The 19,727-nt window shown below is 47.6% G+C and carries 22 protein-coding genes; 7 read left to right on the top strand and 15 right to left on the bottom strand.

All coding sequences use genetic code 11. From position 1 onward, the window contains the following. Positions 1-137 precede the first annotated feature (137 nt). Positions 138-992 carry an aldo/keto reductase gene (locus U719_RS05100; protein WP_023467673.1) on the top strand — a complete coding sequence of 285 codons (855 nt, stop codon included), beginning with the start codon at positions 138-140 and terminating at the stop codon, positions 990-992. Between the two features lie 67 nt (positions 993-1,059). Next, positions 1,060-1,719 (top strand): type 1 glutamine amidotransferase domain-containing protein, encoded by a 660-nt coding sequence (locus tag U719_RS05095; protein ID WP_023467672.1) that lies wholly within the window; start codon positions 1,060-1,062, stop codon positions 1,717-1,719. Positions 1,720-1,782: 63 nt separating this feature from the next. Here U719_RS05095 and U719_RS05090 read toward each other — a convergent pair whose 3' ends face one another. The 11 genes from U719_RS05090 to U719_RS05040 form a co-directional block, all read right to left on the bottom strand. After that, the gene (locus U719_RS05090; protein WP_023467671.1) at positions 1,783-2,400 is read right to left on the bottom strand and encodes a hypothetical protein; all 618 of its coding nucleotides are present in this window, start codon (positions 2,398-2,400) and stop codon (positions 1,783-1,785) included. 80 nt (positions 2,401-2,480) lie between these two features. Then, positions 2,481-3,017, bottom strand: a complete 537-nt coding sequence (locus tag U719_RS05085) for a PadR family transcriptional regulator (protein WP_023467670.1) — start codon at positions 3,015-3,017, stop codon at positions 2,481-2,483. A gap of 162 nt (positions 3,018-3,179) precedes the next feature. Beyond that, positions 3,180-3,764 carry an NUDIX domain-containing protein gene (locus U719_RS05080; protein ID WP_023467669.1) on the bottom strand — a complete coding sequence of 195 codons (585 nt, stop codon included), beginning with the start codon at positions 3,762-3,764 and terminating at the stop codon, positions 3,180-3,182. Beyond that, positions 3,761-4,342: a CDP-alcohol phosphatidyltransferase family protein gene (locus U719_RS05075; protein ID WP_023467668.1), complete on the bottom strand. Its 582-nt coding sequence runs from the start codon at positions 4,340-4,342 to the stop codon at positions 3,761-3,763. The genes U719_RS05080 and U719_RS05075 overlap by 4 nt, the downstream gene beginning before the upstream one ends. Before the next feature lies 1 nt (position 4,343). Then, positions 4,344-5,231: an ABC transporter ATP-binding protein gene (locus tag U719_RS05070; protein WP_023467667.1), complete on the bottom strand. Its 888-nt coding sequence runs from the start codon at positions 5,229-5,231 to the stop codon at positions 4,344-4,346. Beyond that, a complete protein-coding gene (locus U719_RS05065; RefSeq protein WP_023467666.1) occupies positions 5,203-5,952 on the bottom strand; it encodes a hypothetical protein in 750 nt (249 codons plus the stop codon). The genes U719_RS05070 and U719_RS05065 overlap by 29 nt, the downstream gene beginning before the upstream one ends. Continuing rightward, on the bottom strand, positions 5,949-6,707 hold the full coding sequence (locus tag U719_RS05060) for an ABC transporter permease (RefSeq protein ID WP_023467665.1): 759 nt from the start codon (positions 6,705-6,707) through the stop codon (positions 5,949-5,951). The genes U719_RS05065 and U719_RS05060 overlap by 4 nt, the downstream gene beginning before the upstream one ends. After that, positions 6,694-7,890: an ABC transporter substrate-binding protein gene (locus U719_RS05055; protein WP_023467664.1), complete on the bottom strand. Its 1,197-nt coding sequence runs from the start codon at positions 7,888-7,890 to the stop codon at positions 6,694-6,696. Before U719_RS05055 ends, U719_RS05060 begins: the two co-directional genes overlap by 14 nt. 19 nt (positions 7,891-7,909) lie before the next feature. Continuing rightward, positions 7,910-8,668, bottom strand: a complete 759-nt coding sequence (locus U719_RS05050; protein WP_023467663.1) for an SDR family oxidoreductase — start codon at positions 8,666-8,668, stop codon at positions 7,910-7,912. Next, positions 8,668-9,639, bottom strand: coding sequence for an MBL fold metallo-hydrolase (locus U719_RS05045; protein WP_023467662.1), 972 nt, complete (start codon positions 9,637-9,639; stop codon positions 8,668-8,670). Before U719_RS05045 ends, U719_RS05050 begins: the two co-directional genes overlap by 1 nt. Positions 9,640-9,812: 173 nt before the next feature. Beyond that, positions 9,813-11,252 carry an NADP-dependent glyceraldehyde-3-phosphate dehydrogenase gene (locus U719_RS05040; protein WP_023467661.1) on the bottom strand — a complete coding sequence of 480 codons (1,440 nt, stop codon included), beginning with the start codon at positions 11,250-11,252 and terminating at the stop codon, positions 9,813-9,815. Positions 11,253-11,470: 218 nt separating this feature from the next. Here U719_RS05040 and U719_RS05035 point away from each other — a divergent pair, with 218 nt between their 5' ends. Next, positions 11,471-12,349 carry a chemotaxis protein CheV gene (locus U719_RS05035; RefSeq protein ID WP_023467660.1) on the top strand — a complete coding sequence of 293 codons (879 nt, stop codon included), beginning with the start codon at positions 11,471-11,473 and terminating at the stop codon, positions 12,347-12,349. Positions 12,350-12,395: 46 nt separating this feature from the next. Here U719_RS05035 and U719_RS05030 read toward each other — a convergent pair whose 3' ends face one another. Beyond that, positions 12,396-12,764: an Hpt domain-containing protein gene (locus U719_RS05030; protein ID WP_023467659.1), complete on the bottom strand. Its 369-nt coding sequence runs from the start codon at positions 12,762-12,764 to the stop codon at positions 12,396-12,398. Positions 12,765-12,886: 122 nt separating this feature from the next. Here U719_RS05030 and U719_RS05025 point away from each other — a divergent pair, with 122 nt between their 5' ends. Further along, positions 12,887-13,822 (top strand): magnesium transporter CorA family protein, encoded by a 936-nt coding sequence (locus U719_RS05025; RefSeq protein ID WP_023467658.1) that lies wholly within the window; start codon positions 12,887-12,889, stop codon positions 13,820-13,822. A gap of 80 nt (positions 13,823-13,902) precedes the next feature. Here the strand turns inward: U719_RS05025 and U719_RS05020 are convergent, their stop codons facing one another. Continuing rightward, positions 13,903-15,006 (bottom strand): PP2C family protein-serine/threonine phosphatase, encoded by a 1,104-nt coding sequence (locus tag U719_RS05020; protein WP_023467657.1) that lies wholly within the window; start codon positions 15,004-15,006, stop codon positions 13,903-13,905. Positions 15,007-15,132: 126 nt separating this feature from the next. On the opposite strand from U719_RS05020, the gene ytzI reads away from it, so the two are divergent. Next, positions 15,133-15,306 carry a YtzI protein gene (ytzI, locus tag U719_RS16730; RefSeq protein ID WP_023467656.1) on the top strand — a complete coding sequence of 58 codons (174 nt, stop codon included), beginning with the start codon at positions 15,133-15,135 and terminating at the stop codon, positions 15,304-15,306. Between the two features lie 134 nt (positions 15,307-15,440). Continuing rightward, entirely contained in the window at positions 15,441-15,992 is a 552-nt protein-coding gene (locus U719_RS05015; RefSeq protein WP_023467655.1) for a hypothetical protein, read from the top strand. Positions 15,993-16,044: 52 nt separating this feature from the next. On the opposite strand, the gene U719_RS05010 is transcribed toward U719_RS05015, so the two are convergent. Both U719_RS05010 and U719_RS05005 read right to left on the bottom strand, forming a co-directional pair. Next, a complete protein-coding gene (locus tag U719_RS05010) occupies positions 16,045-16,629 on the bottom strand; it encodes a YdcF family protein (protein WP_023467654.1) in 585 nt (194 codons plus the stop codon). Between the two features lie 360 nt (positions 16,630-16,989). Further along, positions 16,990-17,814 (bottom strand): endonuclease I family protein, encoded by an 825-nt coding sequence (locus U719_RS05005; RefSeq protein WP_023467653.1) that lies wholly within the window; start codon positions 17,812-17,814, stop codon positions 16,990-16,992. A gap of 337 nt (positions 17,815-18,151) precedes the next feature. On the opposite strand from U719_RS05005, the gene amyS reads away from it, so the two are divergent. Next, positions 18,152-19,693 carry an alpha-amylase gene (amyS, locus tag U719_RS05000; protein WP_023467652.1) on the top strand — a complete coding sequence of 514 codons (1,542 nt, stop codon included), beginning with the start codon at positions 18,152-18,154 and terminating at the stop codon, positions 19,691-19,693. The last annotated feature ends 34 nt before the right edge of the window (positions 19,694-19,727 follow it).

Here is a 19,727-nt window from a genome sequence, read left to right as displayed (position 1 = left end):
CGCTCTCTGTCATGATTAGTATGCCGTTTCCGACGTATTGCCGCAAGACTTCGAAATCGTCTTTTTCATCAGATATGATACACTAGAAAGCAGAAGTTCCAAACTTATAGTTCATCTAAGAAAAGAGGGAATTGAACATGTCATTAGGATTAGGTACGATGACGATCTTAAAGCGTGGTCAGGAGGAAGCAACAGCAATCCTGCGGACGGCACTTGATGCCGGAATCACGCACTTCGATACAGCGGACGTCTATGCGAACGGAGCGGTCGAATCCATCATCGGTCAAACCTTCTCACAAGAGGATCGCAGTCGATTGTTCCTCGCCTCAAAAGGTGGGAATCGGATGAACGCGACCGGAACCGGTTGGACATGGGATCCGAGTTATGACTATCTGAAGCAAGCTTGTCTTGAAAGTTTGAATCGTCTTGAAACACCTTATCTCGACCTGTATTACGTCCACGGCGGCACGATCGATGATGACATCGATGCGTCGATCCGCGCAATGGAAGATTTAAAAGCAGAGGGGAAGATCAAGGAATATGGTCTGTCGTCACTGCGCCCGAATGTCATCGAATATTGGCTCGAGCATAGTAATTTCTCTTACTTGATGACGCCTTATTCGTTGCTCGATCGCCGCATCGAAGAGTTGTTGCCACGCTTAAAAGAGAAAAACATCCAAGTCGTTGCCCGTGGTCCACTGGCAAAAGGACTCTTGACACATGAGAGTGCTTCACGCCTGCAGTCGGTTGATCGGTTCGAACAATTCGATAAGGAAACGCTTGAAGCGAGTCTTCAAAAACTTCAAGATTTCCCGCTTCCTGCGCTTGCGTTGCAAGCCATCGATCAACAGGTCGACATCGTCCTTCCTGGTGCGTCGAGCGTGTCACAGCTTCAGGCAAACGTCCAAGCGATGAAAGAGTCGATCTCACAAGCTCAAATCGACCAGGCACTTGCTACACTACCGGTTCATCACTATACGGAACACCGGTGAGGTTTAACTCTTCATATCTCCGGGAAACTCCTTCTTTGTAACGTTCATACAGAGGAGGAGTTTTATTATGGCTCGTATTTTAATCGTATCAACAAGTGCAGATGACATGAATGGTCACAAAACAGGATTATGGTTCGAAGAGTTCGCAGCACCATACAACCTGTTTAAGGATGCAGGACATGACGTGACGGTCACTTCGATCAAAGGTGGCGACGTCCCGATCGATAAAGCATCGATCGTCAAAGAAATCTTGCCAAAATTCCAAGATGCACGCCGTGCGTTGCACGACACGAAAGCACTCTCGGAAGTCGATCCAGCATCATTTGATGCTGTTTACTTCCCAGGTGGTCACGGTGCAGTCGTCGACTTCCCGAATAACCCACAAGTGGCTGGTGCCATTGAAGCTGTCATCAAAAAAGATGGCGTCGTCGCATCAGTCTGTCACGGTCCAGCGGCCTTCGCGCACGTCATGATCGATGGCAAACCTTTCGTTTCAGGTCGTCAAATCAACGGCTTCACAGACGAAGAAGAAAAATCGACAGGTCTCGAAGATAAAGTACCATTCTTGCTTGAGACGACACTCCGTGGCGAAGGCGCTACTTTCCTCACATCGGATGCCGGTAAGGAATTCGCCGTCATCGATGGCAACGTCGTCACAGGACAAAACCCAGCGTCAAGTGAAGCAGTCGCAAAACTAGTCCTCGCAAAACTGGCGACACAAGCGTAATAGATAGTATTCATACAAAATGGAGCACGCGACATCATGTCGCATGCTCCATTTTTTCATACGTTATAGACGGTGAATTGAATCCAATCGTTCGAGGTCAGCTTCTGTCTCACGTGTTTTTTGTTCGAGTCGCTTTAACTCGTCCTCGAGTTGTTGCTGTTGGGCTTGCAATGCAGATCGTTCTTCCTCCGTATAGGAACGTGCTACTTCTTTTTCTTTGAGGTACCACCATTTTTTGACTTTTTTAGGTGGCGGTCCGAGTTCAATCTGTTGCTCGTGTTGTTTGACCTCATCTATTTGTTCAGCATGCGCCAATTGAAGCTGCTTCAATTCCGCCTCATAAGTAGCTTGTCTAGCTTCAAGAATTGGTGTGAGGTACGCGAGGATATGCGCAGTAAAGTCTCGCTCGACGACCCGTCGTAACACATCTCGCCGAAGGGAAGCTTCCGAATGACCCGAGGCATTCTCCCAAACGATTGAATCCGCCCGTTCTAGAATCTCCTCTTCTTCTGCTTCTCCTAGCCAACGTAGCTTCAGTAATAATGGTTCAAGGAGTGCCTCTTCTACATACGCCGTGAATTGCGAATACGAGATTGCTTCTCGTATCAACCGTTCTTCATGTAAGTGAAATAAGGCTTCCGCCTCTTCCTCAATCCAGTCTTCATAGTCATTAAAGTACATCGATTCTCTCCTTACTAAATCCTATTACAAAATAAAACTGGCTCGAATCCGCCATCTACATGACAATCGAGCCAATTTGGTTAGACGTTTGCTTCGTTCTTTTTGATTTCCGCGATTGCCCAGTCACACCAATCCAAGTAATTCAACATCATACGCAAGCCGTACTCACTCGTCAAGGTCTCCCCTAGTGTTGCACCGTTCTCGAGGTGGTCGTGACGCCAACTATGCATCATCTCGACGGCAAATTGATGGTGCCGCTTCGACTCTTCCAAATAAGCAACGGCTTCCTCTGGTGGGAGCAGATGCAAGAGCGACACCCGCATCAAGTTCTCATCCTTCATCTTCGGTTTGAATTCATTTGGTGTCCGTAACCATTCAACGAGCTCCGTACGCCCTTTATCGGTAATCGAATAGACTTTCTTGTCCGGCAAGTCTTCTTGGACGATATGAACACTCGTCACGAGCTCTGCCTCTTCCATTTTCAACAACTCTCGGTATATTTGAGTATGGTGTGCGGTCCAGAAGTGGATCATCTGTTTTTTAAAAGTCGCGCTTAAATCGTAACCGGTCGCTTCCCCTTGGGTCAGCAGCCCGAGTAGTGCAAATCGTAATGCCACTGGCTGCACCTTCTTTCCTTCTTTTGTATATATACTTAATTATCTCAAATATATCTTAATTTCGCTACTCTTGCGTCGAACGAATGTACGATTAAAAAAAGACCTGCGAGCGAAATCACTTTCGATCGTAGGTCTTCATGCGTTATTTCTTTCCCATTCTTTCTATTTTCGTAATTGCTCGATTCCCTGTCGTACATGTCTCCAGTAAGAAGAAGGATGCGGAACGAATTGACGACGATCGAACCACTCGCCTGTCGTGTCCTGAATACGCTCGATGGACATGTCAGCAATTCGCTCAAACTGCTCGATCGAAAAAGCAATCAATCGCTTCACTTCTGTTTCCTGGAGGACGTATGCGTCTATCGCTTGATCACTTCGAGCAAGAAAGACATGGCATCGCTCACAGTCCCATAGTGACGCATCCCGAAACTCCTCTTCCTGGATGCCAAGCGGTATCAATTGATCAAACGTACACGTCAAACCAATCTCTTCCTCGAGTTCCCGGACACCATCCTCGACTGTCTCATTCGCAAGCAAGTGACCCGCTGCCGTGATATCAAGCATTCCTGGAAAGTCCTTCTTTTGTTCAGACCGTTGCTGGAGCAGCACGACGTCCCGCTTTGGATCGTAAACGAAACAATGAAACGTTTCATGCCACAAGCCGTTAGCGTGGACTTCCGATCGTGGACGAGGTCCGAGCAGGTTGCCCGCTCGATCCACAGTCATGATCATCTCTTGTTCACTCATCGTAACACCTTCGAAGCTTGATGGAATCGCTCCCCGACCGTATAGAGTTCAGCAATCAAAAAGACAATTGCGATCCAAATGATGGCGCTTGGGAACAGGATCATCGCTGTTAGGAATAAGAACCCTTCCGTTCGCTCGACCAGTCCCGGTTGATATTGAAACGACTTGTAGCCGTAATTTTCACTGACCGCTCCGATTGCAAGGAACATCGTCATCCCAATGACGAATGATGCGACGAGCAACAGAATAACGACCTGCGTTTCCGGAAACCGAAGCGCAAGTCCAATCAATACTGACAGCTCGACGATCCGGTCGAGAACAAGGTCAAGAATCGTGCCGATTGGAGTCGTCTTTTCTTTTCGTGCCATCGTTCCATCGATGACATCAAGCATGCCCGAGATCCACAACAAGACAATCGCCGTTCCCATCATGTCGTTATAGACGAAAAAGCCCGTCGCACCACCGATGATGCCGGAGATGATCGTCACCTGTGTCGCCGATAATCCAATTTTCTTAAATAAGGTCGCCCCTTGATCAAATAGGGGTTGAACGATTTTACGCGCACGCGTATCTAACATGTCACCCCTCCTTTCTAACGATATAGCCTTCTTTCTCATGAATCGTCTCGTCTGAAGAGAGCACGAGTCGTTCTCCGGATGCTCGTTCGACTTCGTAGAATCGAACACCGTATTGAATGAGTTCTTTCGTAATCGTAACACGTTCATCCGTCTCCTTCGTCGGTCTTGAGACCAAGTTGACTGCCGTCAACGGATGCCATGTTTCTTCAATTTGAATGCCTTCGCCAAAAAACGGACTTGTCTGACTAAGTGTGATTGGAGTGCCATGATCGACGATTCGTCCATGCTCTAAGACATAAACGACATCTGCCATCGCCATTGCCTCTTCCCGATCGTGTGTGACAAGGAGTGTCGTGACACCTTGTTCCTCGGTCAACTTCCGAATCAATGTCCGTAGTTCACGTCGTCTCGGTACATCTAGACTCGAGAACGGTTCATCGAGCAACAAGAAGTCCGGTTGACTCGCCAGCGCACGAGCTAAACTCGCCCGCTGCTGTTCGCCCCCTGACAATTCGTGAACAGCACTTTTTCCTCTTCCCTCGAGTCCGACGCGATGTAACCAGGATTCGAGCTCGATCGGTGTTAATTGTTTGGCACCGAGACGGATGTTTTGTTCGACGTTCAAATGTGGGAACAACAGCGACCGTTGAAACATCATCGTCACACCTCGCTGATTCGGTGAAAGGACAGTCACATCTCGGTCGCCGAACTGAATCATTCCGCTCGTCACGCGCTCAAGACCTGCAATCAGGCGGAGAAGCGTCGTTTTCCCACTACCACTCGGTCCGACTAAAGCCACACATTGTCCAGATGCGATATTTACATCGATATCAGACAATACATGCTTCGTTCCAAATCGTTTATTGACTTGTTGTATCGTGACTTCCATTTAAACGCCTCCGTACGATTCGTATCCAACTAGAAAAAATAACGGCTTGTCCAGCATAAAAGAGAATGGGCAACCCGATCAACCACAGCGTCGCTAGACGCGCCGCCCCTTGCGAATTACCAGAATACGCCGGGAATACTTCGAGTGATATCATGCGGACGATCCCACCACCAATCAACGCAACTAGTGCATACTGACTGATCGTGATCACCGTGACGAGTAGCGTCACGGATTGTAACGTCGACCGAAGCATCGGTCCCGTCAAATAGAACCAACGCTTGAACCGGTTTCCCTCAATCAAGACCATCTGTTCAAGCATCCGTTCTCCGAGCGCCTGAAATCCGTTCGTGTACAAGCGAACTGTATAGGGTAAGGTCGGCAGAAGCAACACGAGCAGGACACCAAAAAATCGATCTGCCAAACCAAGACGGATCCATGTCAAATAGAGACCGAATGATAGCAATAACACGGGAACGAACAGCGGCAAACTAATCAAAAACTCTGCTATACGAATCCGTTTCCCCGTTTGAAAGGCAATCGCTTTTCCTGCCATGTATCCGAAGAGATGATTTAACAATACGACGGCACAAATCATCGCGACGGTCGTGCCGAGCGTCGCTTCTAGGCGCGGATTCCAATTCCACTCTCCTGGAATCAAACCAATTAAAGGAACGATGAACAGGAGTACAACGAATACGGTCACACTGATTTTTTTCATCATTCGCTTCGCCCCCTACTGATCTTCGTTGCCAGTGGGCGTGTCAAACCAGTCATAAGCAATAGCAGGAGGAAGAGTCCTCCCGTCAAGACGACACTCATTGCAAAAGCGAGTGGTTGCTCCGATAAATCGCCTTGTGTATACAAATCGAATGCATAGACGCCAAGTAATTTTGGATAGGTCACGCCGAGCAGTGCTGGAATCTCATATGCGAACAGGATGAAGGCAAGCAAGATAAATGCTGCCTCAAGCATCGGAACGAGTAGGAAAACGCCCCGCGCATGCCAGAAGCGGCGCACTGGTGATAAACCGAGCATCATACCGAGTTCTTGATAACGCGAATCAAGGCGCCGGACCACCGGTAAGAGATAAAAAAACACGAACGGAATTTCTTTATACAGATACGTCAGGATGACACTAAAATAATTCCCTTCATGCGGTCCGATGACAGGCACATCACTCAAATAGAGAATCGCGAGGTATGCTGCTCCTAGATGAGGGATGAATAAAGGAATCGCAAGTAACGCAGCTAGTCGTGTTCTGCTCAAGAGCCTTGCGAGCACCACACCAATGATCAGCGCGAGCACCGTACTGATGATGGCCACGTAACTGCTGACGGCTAGACTCTCTAAAAAGACCTCATCCGTCAGTAGCTCGCGGTAATCAGCAGATGTCGTCATCGAGATACTGACCCATAACCCGTATAAGACCATCCCTGCCATCAAGAGTGCAGGAGGATATGCGTTACCGCGCCACACGAGACGGCCATTCCTTACGGATCATCTCGAAAATGGATGGGTCGAGTTCCGTCCGGACCTTTCCTTCAAAGACGCTTGGCTTTGGTGTCGACGGTGCAGCCGGTACATCAGCGAATTGCTTTTGTTCTGATGAATTCAGTGTCGACAAATCAAGACTCGTTCCGTCTCCCCAATACGTCGCATCATATTTTTTCAACTGTGCTTCTGGTGATAACAACGTATTGATCGCTACGAGTGCGCCCTTCGGATTCGGTGCGTTGAACGGTACGGAAAGGAAATGCGTCGACGCGATTGATCCATCCTTCAAGACGATCGGACGTGTTTGTTTCGGAAACGTTCCTGTCTTCACTTCTTGTTCAGCCCGTCGTTCGTTGAAGCCCATCGTGAAATCAACGTCTCCCTTCGCGTATAACTGATCGAGTTGGGCAAGTGTCTTTGGATAGGTCTTCCCTTTTTTCCAGAGATACGGTTTGATTTCGTTCAAATAAGCCCATGTCTTCTTGAAGTCTGCTTTCGGGTCTTTTAAGGTTTCATTCGATTCGACACCATACATGACGTGGCGGACGAAGGCATTCCCCGTAAAGTCCGTCACTTCCGGATAAGTGAAACGTCCTGGATTTTCCTTGACCCATGACTTCAGTGCTTTCAAGTCGGTCGGTGGCGACTTCACGTCAGCTGCGTCATAGTGCAACGTATATTGAACTTTCCCCCATGCGGCTTCAAGTCCGTCTGTTTTCGTACCACTATCTGAACTCTGTGCGGCAGCATCAACATATTTCATGTTCGGGAGGACTTTTGTGATTTCTCCATAGAGTAAATCATCTTTTTTAGCATTTAAAAAATTATCGCCATTGATCCAGACGACATCGATGACACCTTTTTCCTTACCTGCCTGTTTCTCAGCACGCAGTTTTTGAATGATATCCGCCGTCTCGATCGGGACCCGTTCTAACGTGATGTTGTGTTCCTTCTTCAGACGCGGTGCTACATACTCATCGATGTAGGCATTGATGCCGTCATCGCCGCCCCACATATACATCCGAACCGTTGATTTTTCCGCTTCTTTTTCGATCGTCTGATAAGAAGTCCCTAAGACATTCTTCGGCTCCGGTGTCGCATCCGGAGTACCACAGCCTGCGAGCAGCGTACCTAGGGCAAGAAAGCTGATTACCTTTGTTTTCATTTGTCGTTCTCCTCCGTCATCACTTTTTATCGAAGCCCGGTTTTCCTAACCACTCGATCAACCGTGGTATCACGCCGTACCCTTTTGCCGATAACTCCATCCACCATGGTGCATTGACTTCACGTTTACGTCGCTCTATTGCTCGGACGACAGTCGAAGCCAGTCGTTCTTTCGATAGGACGATGGAAGCGACATTTTGCTCATACTTCCGGTCGACATCCGCACGGACAAAAAATTCTGTCGCGATCGGCCCTGGATTGACCGTCATGACGTGGATGCCTTTTGGACGTAACTCCAGACGTAACGCGTTCGAAAACTGCAACATCGCTGCTTTCGTCATGCAATAGATCGTTGACTTAGGTGTCGGTAGTTTTCCGGCCTGACTGGCCACGTTGACGATCATGCCACCTTCTTTCAGTAATGGCAGACAGGCCTTCGTTAAGCGGACGGGACTTAAGACGTTGATTCGGTGCATCGACTCAATCGTTTCAATCGAGGTATCGTCTAGGAAGCTGAATTCCCCGAAACCTGCGTTATTAATCAAAATATCGATGCGTCCATAACGATTTGCGAGTGTTTTCGCAAGAATTTCAGGCGCCTCTTCCAAATCGTAGACCAGGTAGTCTGCCTGGAGTTCAGATGCTAACGTTTGTAACCGATCCTCGCGTCGTGCGATTAAAATCAAGTTTGCGCCTTCTTTATGCAGAGTGCGCGCCAGTGCCTCCCCGAGTCCACTTGAAGCACCCGTGATGACGATCGTCCGGTTGATGAGTTGCATTAGACTTCCTCCATTTTCGAATAGTAGAGGATACCTGATCGTTTCTCGACCGTGATCGCACCGCGGGCGACGAGTGTATCGAGGCGTGCTTTCATCTCACTCATGACAAGAGGGAATGATTTTTTTAATCGGTTTCCATACGTCACTTGTGCTAATTCGAATAACGTATGTTCTCCCGTAAAATACTTCAAGAGCTGATCACCACGTGCTTTGCGTTGCATCAATCGTTCTTCGACGAGTACCGCGACATCTCGAATCGGAGCACCATGTCCAGTGTAGGCGATTCGAATCTGCTCACTTTGTAATTTTTCTAAAGAGTCAAGATACGCAAGAACGGGACGTTTTACGAGCACATCATCACCTGGTTGTGGTTGCTCGAGCAATGGATTCGGCTCGACCCGGTCGAGCAGGTGATCAGCCGCGAACAACACACCATCGTCACTTAGTATTCCGATTTGGTCACTTGCATGCCCCGGTAGTTCGATGACCCGGTATCGCCCAGACGGCGTAATCGCGTCGCCTTCTTTTAATGTGAAATCAAGTTGACCTTTTCCAAGCCATTTCAAGGCAGATTGATAGCTTGGTAACATCTCTTGAATCGCTAGCGGAACGCCAAACGATGTCGCCAATCGACGCAAGAATGCGTCCCCGTTGTTCAAGAAGGTCTCGTCCTGTTCCAAGTATGGGCGTAATCGCGCATGTCCATAGACGGGAATGCCTTTCTCTGAAAAGCGATGTGCCATCCCAGCATGATCCGCATGGTGATGTGTCACGATGACACGATCTAAATCCTCGACCTGAAGTTCATGTCGCGCAAGCGTCCGTTGCATCGTTTGCCATGCTTCAAGCGTATCCGGTCCACAATCAATGAGGATGTTTTCCCCTTCCGTTCGTAGTACATAGCAGTTCACGTCTCCAACCGGAAATGGTGTCGGAATCGGAATCGGGATGATTTCGTCTGATACAGTCATACCTACACGCCTCTTTTCTCTCGTCCATTTTCTTTCATTATAGAGAGAATGAAGCTATAGCGCCAAACTTTGTGCGTCAAAGGGTAACATTTGTTTTCTAGCTTACGTTAAAGCGCGAGAAATGGATGCACAAAAAACCGACCTTTCCGCAGATTGAAAGGTCGGTCAGAAACTTATTTTAAGTTGAGGACTGTTAATTTGTCGCGTGTCATCGAAGCGAGGCTACGTCCGACGCCTTGAACGCCGAGACCCGATGATTTCACACCGATGAATGGGAAGTGGTCAGGACCACGTTCCGTCCGACCATTGATTTGAACAGAACCTGTTTCAAGCGCATCCGCTACTGCAAACGCAGCATCGATGTTCTCTGTGAAGACACTTGCTTGAAGACCGTATTCTGATTCGTTTGAGTATGCAATCATTTCGTCGACCGAGTTGACACGGATGATTGGAAGAACTGGTCCGAACGGCTCTTCCCAAGCAACGCGCATATCGCGTGTCACGTTGTCAAGAAGTGTTGGTTCGATCAAGTTCGCCGTACGTCCGCCACCTGTGACGAGTGTTGCGCCTTTGTCTGTTGCGTCCGTGATCAAGCCTTCGACGAAGTCCGCTGATTTCGTGTCGATGAGCGGTACGACGACACTGTCTTGTTCAGGTGAACCGACTGTCAATTTCGCGATTCGTGTCTTGAGTTCTTCGATGAGTGCATCCGCTTGGTGATCAAGAACGAAGACGCGTTTGATTGCTGTACAACGTTGACCTGAGTAAGAGAACGCCCCACTGATGATATGGTCTGCCGCAAGTGACAGATTCGCATCTTCAAGAACGAGCGCTGGGTCTTTTCCACCAAGTTCAAGGACAAGTGGAATCATTGCCGATTGACGCGACAAATGTTGTCCTGTGCCTGTACCACCAGTAAATGTGATCATGTTGATGCCTGGGTGAGCCGTCAAGTAATCACCGATGACCGATCCACGACCTGTGACGATGTTGACGAGTCCAGCTGGAAGACCTGCTGCGACGAGTGCCTCGACCATCAAGATACCGCTGATCGAACCTTGTGTTGCCGGTTTGAAGACGACGGCGTTTCCTGTCATGAGGGCAGGTGCGAGTTTCGCTGCTGCCAAGTTGACTGGGTAGTTGAACGGTGAAATTGCAAGCACGACGCCGAGTGGTGCTTTTTTGATGACCGCGATTTTTTTCGCGCTACCACCAGGGAACGAATCCCCTTGCATCATCTGACCGTCGAAACGGAGACCTTCTTCCGCTGTGTAGCGAATGATTTCAGCTGTCCGTTTGACCTCTTTGACGCCATCTGCACGTCCTTTACCGACTTCGCGCATGATGACTTCACCGATTTCGTCCGCACGTTTTTCGAGTTCCGTTGCCCAAGCGTGAAGCAATTCAGCCCGTTTGTTCGCTGGTTGTTTTGCCCACTCTGCTTGTGCCGCTTTCGCTGAAGCGATGGCACGATCGACTTCCGGTTTCGTCATCGCTTGAACGCGACCGACAAGATCCTCTTTATATGGTGAAGAGATTTCAATTGTCTCTTTTGATTCACTTTCATGCCATTGTCCATCTAGTAAAAATGTGTAGGTTGTTGCTGTAGTCATTCCACTCTACCTCCATTTATTTTTATCTCTCTCATTTCAGTGTGTGGCTGCATAGCTTATTGTAATCAATTGGTCTGACAAATGCCAAACTTTTTGCTTAACATATTATGAAAGCGATTACAACACTTTTTTTGTCAATTCAGAACTAGAATTTTCAGCGTAGCATGCCGATAACTAGTCAGAAGTGAAGTGAAGGTAATGGAAAGGGGCACAACCATATGTATAATCAGCACGATATTTTATTAGAAGCCGGCACGAACGAACTCGAGATCGTCATCTTCCATTGCGGACCATACACGTTTGGAATCAACGTCATGAAGGTCCGGGAAATCATCGTTCCGCTCCCGATGACACCACTCCCAGGTACACCGGATGCTGTCAAAGGATTGATTGAACTCCGTGGCGAAGTCATGACGGTCATCGATTTGCCGACGGTCATCGGTGTTCCTCACGATGAAGCAACCGAGGATCGATTGATCATCTGTGAATTTAATGGGGAAAAGAGCGTCCTGCGTGTCGATTCCGTGACGGAAATCCGTCGTATCTCATGGGAACAGATCGATACACCAAACGAACTCGCTCGTGGCATTGAGGGATTAACGAACGGTGTCGTCAAAACGGGCGACAAGATGATCATCTTGCTCGACTACGAAAAAATCGCACTTGAGCTCTCACGCAAGGATATCTTCGCCCGCGAAGAAGGGCGTCGCGTCCAGTCCCGTGACCGGTCCGACAAAGTCATCTGGATCGCCGAAGACTCGGAAATGCTCCGGACGTTGATCATCGAAACACTCGAGGAAGCCGGTTACCATGGTCTGAAATGGTTCATCAACGGTAAGGAAGCTTTTGATGCGTTTGAGAACGGAAGCAACTGTGACCTCCTGATCACCGATATCGAGATGCCGAAGATGGATGGACTACACTTGACGAAACGACTCCGTGAAGATGATCGTTATGCGGAATTGCCAATCATCGTCTTCTCTTCCTTGATTTCCGACGATTTACGCCATAAAGGTGAGTCGGTTGGTGTCAATGCACAAATCACGAAACCGGAAATCGGTCGTTTGATCGAAACGGTCGATTCATACGTCTTATAAGAAAAAAAGCCGACAGCATGTCGGCTTTTTTGATCTATTCGATTGCTCAACGCAGCGCGTCAAGATTTTTTCCAGTAAACACATCGAGCCAGACGACACGGAATTCCACCATGCATTGCTCAATCCGATCGACGATTTCTTGTGTTCCGGTCATTGAACCAGATTCTGCTTCTTTTTCAAGCAGTTCGAAATCATCAGCTAAATCATCAGCGGCAACGGAATAGGAAGCACCTTTTAGCAAGTGAGCGAGCTTTTCAGTTTGCTCAGCATCTTGCTTGGCGACGGCATCTTTTAGTTCAGGAAACTTTCGATCGAACTGCGCGATATACGTTTCTCCGATTTTTTGAAGGAACGCGTGATCCCCACCCGCGATCGATTGAAGTTCTTCGAGCTTCTTAGCATTAAAAAAAGGCATGTCTTCCCCTCCTCTGTTTTCATCTTATCACTAATCTTCGTAAAAAAAAATCGGAGAATCATTTACACGCCATCGTTTCTATTTCTATAATGAGACAGTGAAGAGCAGGAGGGATAGACAATATGTTGACGATTTATCGAAGCGATGTCACCGGGGCAGTCAACGAGATACAGGAGTTCACGAAGGGTTCCTGGATCCATCTTGTCAATCCGACAAAGGACGAAGCCGACCAAGTCATCGCTGCTACGAATATTCCAGAGGATTTCATTTATGACCCTTTGGACGTGGAAGAAAAACCACGTTTTGAAAAAGATGAAGAAGGTCTACTGATGATCGTCGACGTTCCCTACATCGAAGAAGAATCATCAGGACGCCGTTATAATACGATTCCGCTCGGTATCATCGTGACATCCCGTCATTTCATCACCGTTTGTTCGCAACAGCTCGATGTCCTGACGTTATTCTCGAGTGGTAAGTTGCGAGGATTCCGGACGAATTACCGATCGCGCTTCGTATTCCAGATTCTCTATAAAGTCAGTTCCTCGTATTTACGTTTCTTGCGTCAAATCGATCGTCGTATGGACGAACTTGAGGAAGAACTTCAACGTTCGATGCGAAATCAAGAAATCTTTCAATTGATGAATCTTCAAAAATCATTGGTCTATTTCATGACGTCCTTGAAATCGAACGATGGTGTGCTCGACCGAATCATTAAGACACCGAGTCTTGAGAAACATGAAGATGATGAAGATTTACTGGAAGACGTCTTCGTCGAACACCGACAAGCGATGGAGATGGCTCAAATTTATAAAGACATCATCAGTTCGACGATGGATACGTTTGGTTCTGTCATCTCGAACAACGTCAACTTCGTTATGAAGTTCCTTGCCTCAATTACGATTGTCATCTCGATTCCAACGATGATTTCCGGGATGTTCGGGATGAACGTCCACGTTCCATGGGAAGGAGAAGTCATCGGATTCTGGATTGTTTTCGGTATGATGATCTTCTTCTCTGGTCTTGCCGCCTTCATCTTATGGCGGAGAAGGTTCTTTTAGTTCAAGTAGATCCAGAGCTTGTATGACTCAAAAAAGACTCAGCGACGGTGCTTCCGTCGCTGAGTCTTTTCATTTACAGGTTAATTGATTTCGACCGTCACGAGACATAGGTCATCCGCTTCATCGCTCTGATCCGGTTGAATCAACTGATGGATGTTCGGTCCTTGTTGTTCGATCAGATTCTGGATGGCATGGATTCCTTCATCAATGCCTTTACTGTAGAGTTCCATGAAACCATCCGTGTACAAGTAAACACATCCTGGTGAGACGATGTCGATCGTCTTGCTCGAATACGTCGAGTCTTCGAACATACCGACAGGAAGTCCCGTATTCTCAAGCGGAATGATTCGATCATTCATGCGTAACAAACCAGGTGGGTGCCCTGCGTTCGCATAGCTGAGCTTCATCTCATCTAGGTCGATGTAGAGGTAAACGGCAGTGAAATAGATTTCTGTCTCGTCTCCCGGGAACAAACGACTCATCTGCTGATTCAATTCTTCAAGTACTTGTGCTGGATCACCAATCCGGTGCACGAGTTCGAACAAAATCGAACTCATTCCCATCGTGATCAGCGCAGAAGAGACACCGTGTCCCATGACGTCAAACAAGATGATGCCGTATTTATTTTGAGAGATGCGGTACCAGGCGTACATATCTCCCGCGAGCTTTTTAGAAGGGATATACGTCGCCATGATGCGGATCTCATCGTCTTCGATATTCGCACTGAGCACACTCTGTTGCAGTTTTTGCGCCAAATCAAAGTCTTCCTGTAATACTTTTTCATATCGTTTTCGCGCATCGATTGCTTGCTTCAGACCAATCGCGTTACGAACTCGCGCGAGCAATTCCGTTTTACGGATCGGTTTCGTCGTATAATCCGATGCTCCTGCATTCAGTCCATCAACGATATCTTCTTCGTTTGATCGCCCGGAAACGATCAGAATCGGTAATTCATCAAGACCAAACCGTTTTCGAATCAAACGTGTCGCCTCGATTCCGCTGATTCCTGGCATTTCGACGTCGAGAAGAACGACGTCCAACTGTTCGATGAATAACGGATCCTCCATTAATTCGATTGCTTCTTCCCCACTCATCGCCTTGACGACGTCATAGCCTTCATTTTCTAACAATCGCTCTAGGAGCATTAAATTCGTTAACTCATCATCTACGACCAAAATACTCATACGCCGTCACCTCGTTCCATTTAACATGTTTATCTGACATCAGTTTAGCACACAACCTACAATTTCGTTTAGACGGAAGCTGCGTTTTCCGTCATACTAGAAAGTGAACGAAAGGAGGAGTGGACTATGTGGTTATATGTCGTCTCCATTCTCATCATCGTATTCGTCTTGGTCGCCTCGATCATCGTCATTTCGAAAGGATATGGCTACAAAGGCAACAAAGATGATATCGAAATCGATTATGATGAAATCAACCGAAAACTTCGTCACGAAAATGATGATGATTCATCCAACAAATGAACCTCTTAGACCATCATATCACGATGGTCTTTTTTATATTCATTTCAAATACATGTTATTTTTAAATGTTTTTTATTCACTCACAAGGGTATATCCATATCATGGTTAAATATTATCTCAAGGGAGTGTTCATCATGGAACCGAAGCTTCAACATGATCCACACGCAGCACACGCAGAACATCCGAATCGCCAGTTCGATCAGGAAGAATCATCAGGTCGTCAAATCAATCTCGTCACAGGGATGTTGCTCGGTGCCCTTGTCGGCGGTCTATTGACGCTACTTAGTTCTTCGTCTCGCCAAAATACGAAACAGAGTTTACGGGGGGCGAAAGATTCCGTCTCTACCCTCGCTTCTTCTATTAAGGAAGATCCGTCAGGTAAAGCATCACAAGTCATCAATCAAGTGAAGAGTGCTTCAAGCATCATTCAAGAAGTCGCATCTGACGTTCAAAATGTCTATGACAAAGTGAACACAGAGCTTGAAACGGTGAAATCAGATGCCTCGACGGTGAAAGAGACAGTAAATGAGACGAAAGGTGACTTGAATGCAATCAGCAATAAAGTCGTCGAAGCGAAGGATGTCGCACTCGGCAAAGAAGAACCACCTGCTGAGCATGATGCTTCCGACAAACAAGCAAATGATTCTCAATCTTCCGAGGAAAAACATAAAGGTGAAGGCATCTAATCATTCAATGCACTTCTTCTTTCTCCCCGACATGTTCAGCATGTCGGGGTTTTTAGCGTAGGAATTGAACAACGATCGCAACGCGTTCGCGCATTCCAAATCGAAGGACTCCTGAAAGTGGCGTTTCAGCCGGAATCGCATCCGTCTGTAAACCAAGTTGTTTCGCCTCTTGTCGCGCACGGTACAGATGAAAGTCTGACGTGACGATCGAGACGCGACGAACGTCCTTTGGCAACAACGCTTTTGAAAATTGTAGATTTTCCGTCGTTGATGTCGAGTCGGCTTCAAGGATCAACCGTTCTTCAGCAATCCCAGATGCCACCATCCCGCGACGCATCGCCTCTGCTTCTGAAATATCTTCATCCGGACCTTGTCCACCGCTCAAGATGAAGCGGACTTCTGAATGTTGTTTCCCATATGCCGCAGCTGCCTGAATCCGGTTATGTAGGATTTGCGACGGTTTTTCTCCTTTGACACCCGCACCGAGGACGATGACATACGGTGACGTCCCATCAGCGAGTGGCCGTTCCCCTTTATTGACGAAAATACCGACACTGTACCAGAAGGCGACACAAGCGACGAGTCCCCCACCGACCATCCATTTGATGTTTCGTTTGTTAAACGTGCGTTTGATCATACCGTACGACCTCTCTACTAAAAAATGGCTTACGGTAGGCAATACGAATGGTTCTCCAAAAAAGTTTCAGCATAACAGGTTCGGACTCAATGAAAAAAGGCTGACTCAAAAAAGAATGACGCGTCTTTTCACGCCCTTTCCTCAGGCGAGACACAAGCCAGTTTTCCTGCTTTATTCAAGCAGGAAAGCGGGTCTTATTTGTCTCTGTCAGCGCAAAGATGCGCTTTTCCCTGTAGGAGTTGCGTGAAACGCGTCATTCTTTTTGTTACAAGATAGGGGTGGCAGATCATCATTCTGCCACCCCTATCTTTGTAGAGACTGACTGTTGAGTCAGCCCCTTTCCTATTTACTGACTCGTCATCAATTTCCCCAAATTGATGTTACGTATTCCGGATGATCGATGAACGGATTCCGGTTTTTTTGCCACTTCTCGAAGATGACATCGTTGCGACGTTTCTCGAAGCTATCAACTGGGTCAAGCTTATTCCATGCTTTCAGCGTCGACAATTTGCCGTGTAACGGGTTCGTACCATTATTGACGTTTTCTGAAGCTTCGAGATCGATTTCTCCGCCACCTTCATAACGAACCGCCATGTAGAAGATCATCCGTGCGATGTCACCTTTGACGCGGTTTGGTGGTTCCCATGAATCGCCATCACGGTAGCAATCGCAACCACTGTATTTCGTACCGCCATTGTCGAAGTCAAGATTGCCCCGTGCACTGTTGACGACGACGTCTTCCGGACGCAAGTGATGCAAGTCTGTTCCAGGACCGTTCGTCGTACCAAAGTCACCGTGCGACTTTGCCCAGACATGTTCACGATTCCATTGACCGACATTCCCACCGTTGTTACTTTTCGCAATCGATTTCCCCGTGTATAACTCGATGACGTTATTCGCATTATTTGGATCTTGATCCGTTTCTTTCAGTGCTGTCCATACCGTGTCGTATGACACTTGTGTATGGTTGTCGATGATATCGTGCAGCGATGCCTTCAACGCTGCCCCTGTCTTCCCCGTTGCTGGTAGATAGTACGCATCGATCGTCGATTGTGACGTGACCATCTGCGGACCTGCTGAAACTTGTTTTGGATCAACTGTTTTTGCTGTGACCGGTGTAAAGACGATTGACCCGAGTGCAAGTGTTGCGGCAAGCGCACCTGTGACCTTTGACTTCCAGTTCATGTGTGTTCCCCCTTAAATGGTATGTATGAGAGCTGGTGTTACACGCTCATTTTCACACCGAATCCATTCCTGGTGGAAGATGGACGATAGACCTGCTTTTTTAAAGGTGAGTCGTCGTTCAGAATATTCATCGAAAGGCAACGGTTAGATGGTCCTGATTTTTTTCATTCATGACGTCAATCTCATCAAAATAATTCTTCAGAAGAAATATTCTAGGGTCAAAAGTCACGAACAAAAGAGACTTACAAATAAGAATCCGGGACGATATTCCTCCTGTCTGAAGCTTCCCTATAATAAATAATGCAAGCGCTTTCACAAATCATAAGGAGGTCTTTACGTGAAACAAAAAAGATGGATTTTAGCAACCGTCGCATCCGCTGCTTTTTTAGCGCCACTTGCGCAACCGATTGCAGTCGGCGCAACGGCAGACAACGGAACGATGATGCAGTATTTCGAATGGTATGTGCCAAATGATGGTAACCACTGGAACCGTCTTGGGAGTGACGCAACAAAGCTTGATCAGCTCGGAATCACATCGGTCTGGATTCCCCCTGCTTACAAAGGTACCTCGCAAAATGATGTCGGATACGGCGCCTACGATCTATACGATTTAGGTGAGTTCAATCAAAAAGGAACGGTCCGTACGAAATACGGCACAAAGGCGCAATTAAAAACGGCGATCGGACAATTGCATACCGCTGGAATCGATGTCTATGGTGATGTCGTCATGAACCATAAAGGTGGCGCCGATTTCACGGAAGCCGTCACGGCAGTCGAAGTCAACCCGGGTAACCGTAATCAAGAAGTCTCTGGCGATTATCAAATCCAGGCATGGACGGGTTTCAATTTTGCAGCACGAAATAACCTCTACTCGAACTTCAAGTGGAAATGGTACCACTTCGACGGCACGGACTGGGATCAATCACGTTCTAAGAGTGCCATCTACAAGTTCCGCGGTACCGGTAAAGCGTGGGATACGGATGTCTCAACTGAAAATGGCAACTACGATTACTTGATGTATGCGGATCTCGACTTCGATCATCCAGAAGTCCAGCAAGAAATGAAGAACTGGGGTAAATGGTACGTCAACGAACTTGGTCTTGATGGGTTCCGTCTCGATGCCGTCAAGCATATCAAACACGGTTACTTAGCGGACTGGCTCGCGAATGTTCGTCAGACGACGGGCAAACCATTGTTTACAGTCGCAGAGTACTGGCAGAACGATCTCGGCACGTTGCAAAACTACTTAAGCCGGACGAATTATCAACAATCCGTCTTTGATGCGCCGCTTCATTATAAGTTCGAACAGGCAAGTAAAGGCGGCGGGTATTACGACATGCGGACGATCTTTGATGGTACTCTCGTCAAGAGCAATCCAGTCCAGGCCGTCACACTCGTAGAGAACCATGATTCGCAGCCTGGACAATCGCTTGAATCAACGGTTCAGTCATGGTTCAAACCGCTTGCTTACGCGATGATCCTGACACGTGAACAAGGGTATCCGTCGGTCTTCTATGGTGACTACTATGGTACAAAGGGTACGTCGAATCGCGAAATTCCAGCACTCGCTTCGAAGATTGATCCGTTACTCAAAGCACGGAAGGACTTCGCGTTCGGGAAACAAAATGATTACCTTGATAACCAAGACATCATCGGTTGGACACGTGAAGGTGTCTCAGACCGGGCAAAATCAGGTCTTGCGACAATCCTTTCGGATGGTCCTGGCGGTAGCAAGTGGATGTACGTCGGGCTTCAGAACAAAGGAGAAGTCTGGACAGACATCACTGGAAACAACACAGCATCGGTCACGATCAACCAAGATGGTTACGGTCAATTCTTCGTTAACGGTGGTTCGGTCTCCGTCTATCGTCAACAATAAGCAATCAAAAAAGACTCTTCCGTATGTGGGAGAG

Origin of the sequence: Exiguobacterium sp. MH3 (assembly GCF_000496635.1) — a bacterium.
Classification (GTDB): Bacteria; Bacillota; Bacilli; order Exiguobacteriales; family Exiguobacteriaceae; genus Exiguobacterium_A; species Exiguobacterium_A indicum.
This window is presented reverse-complemented; position numbering and strand designations above follow the sequence as displayed.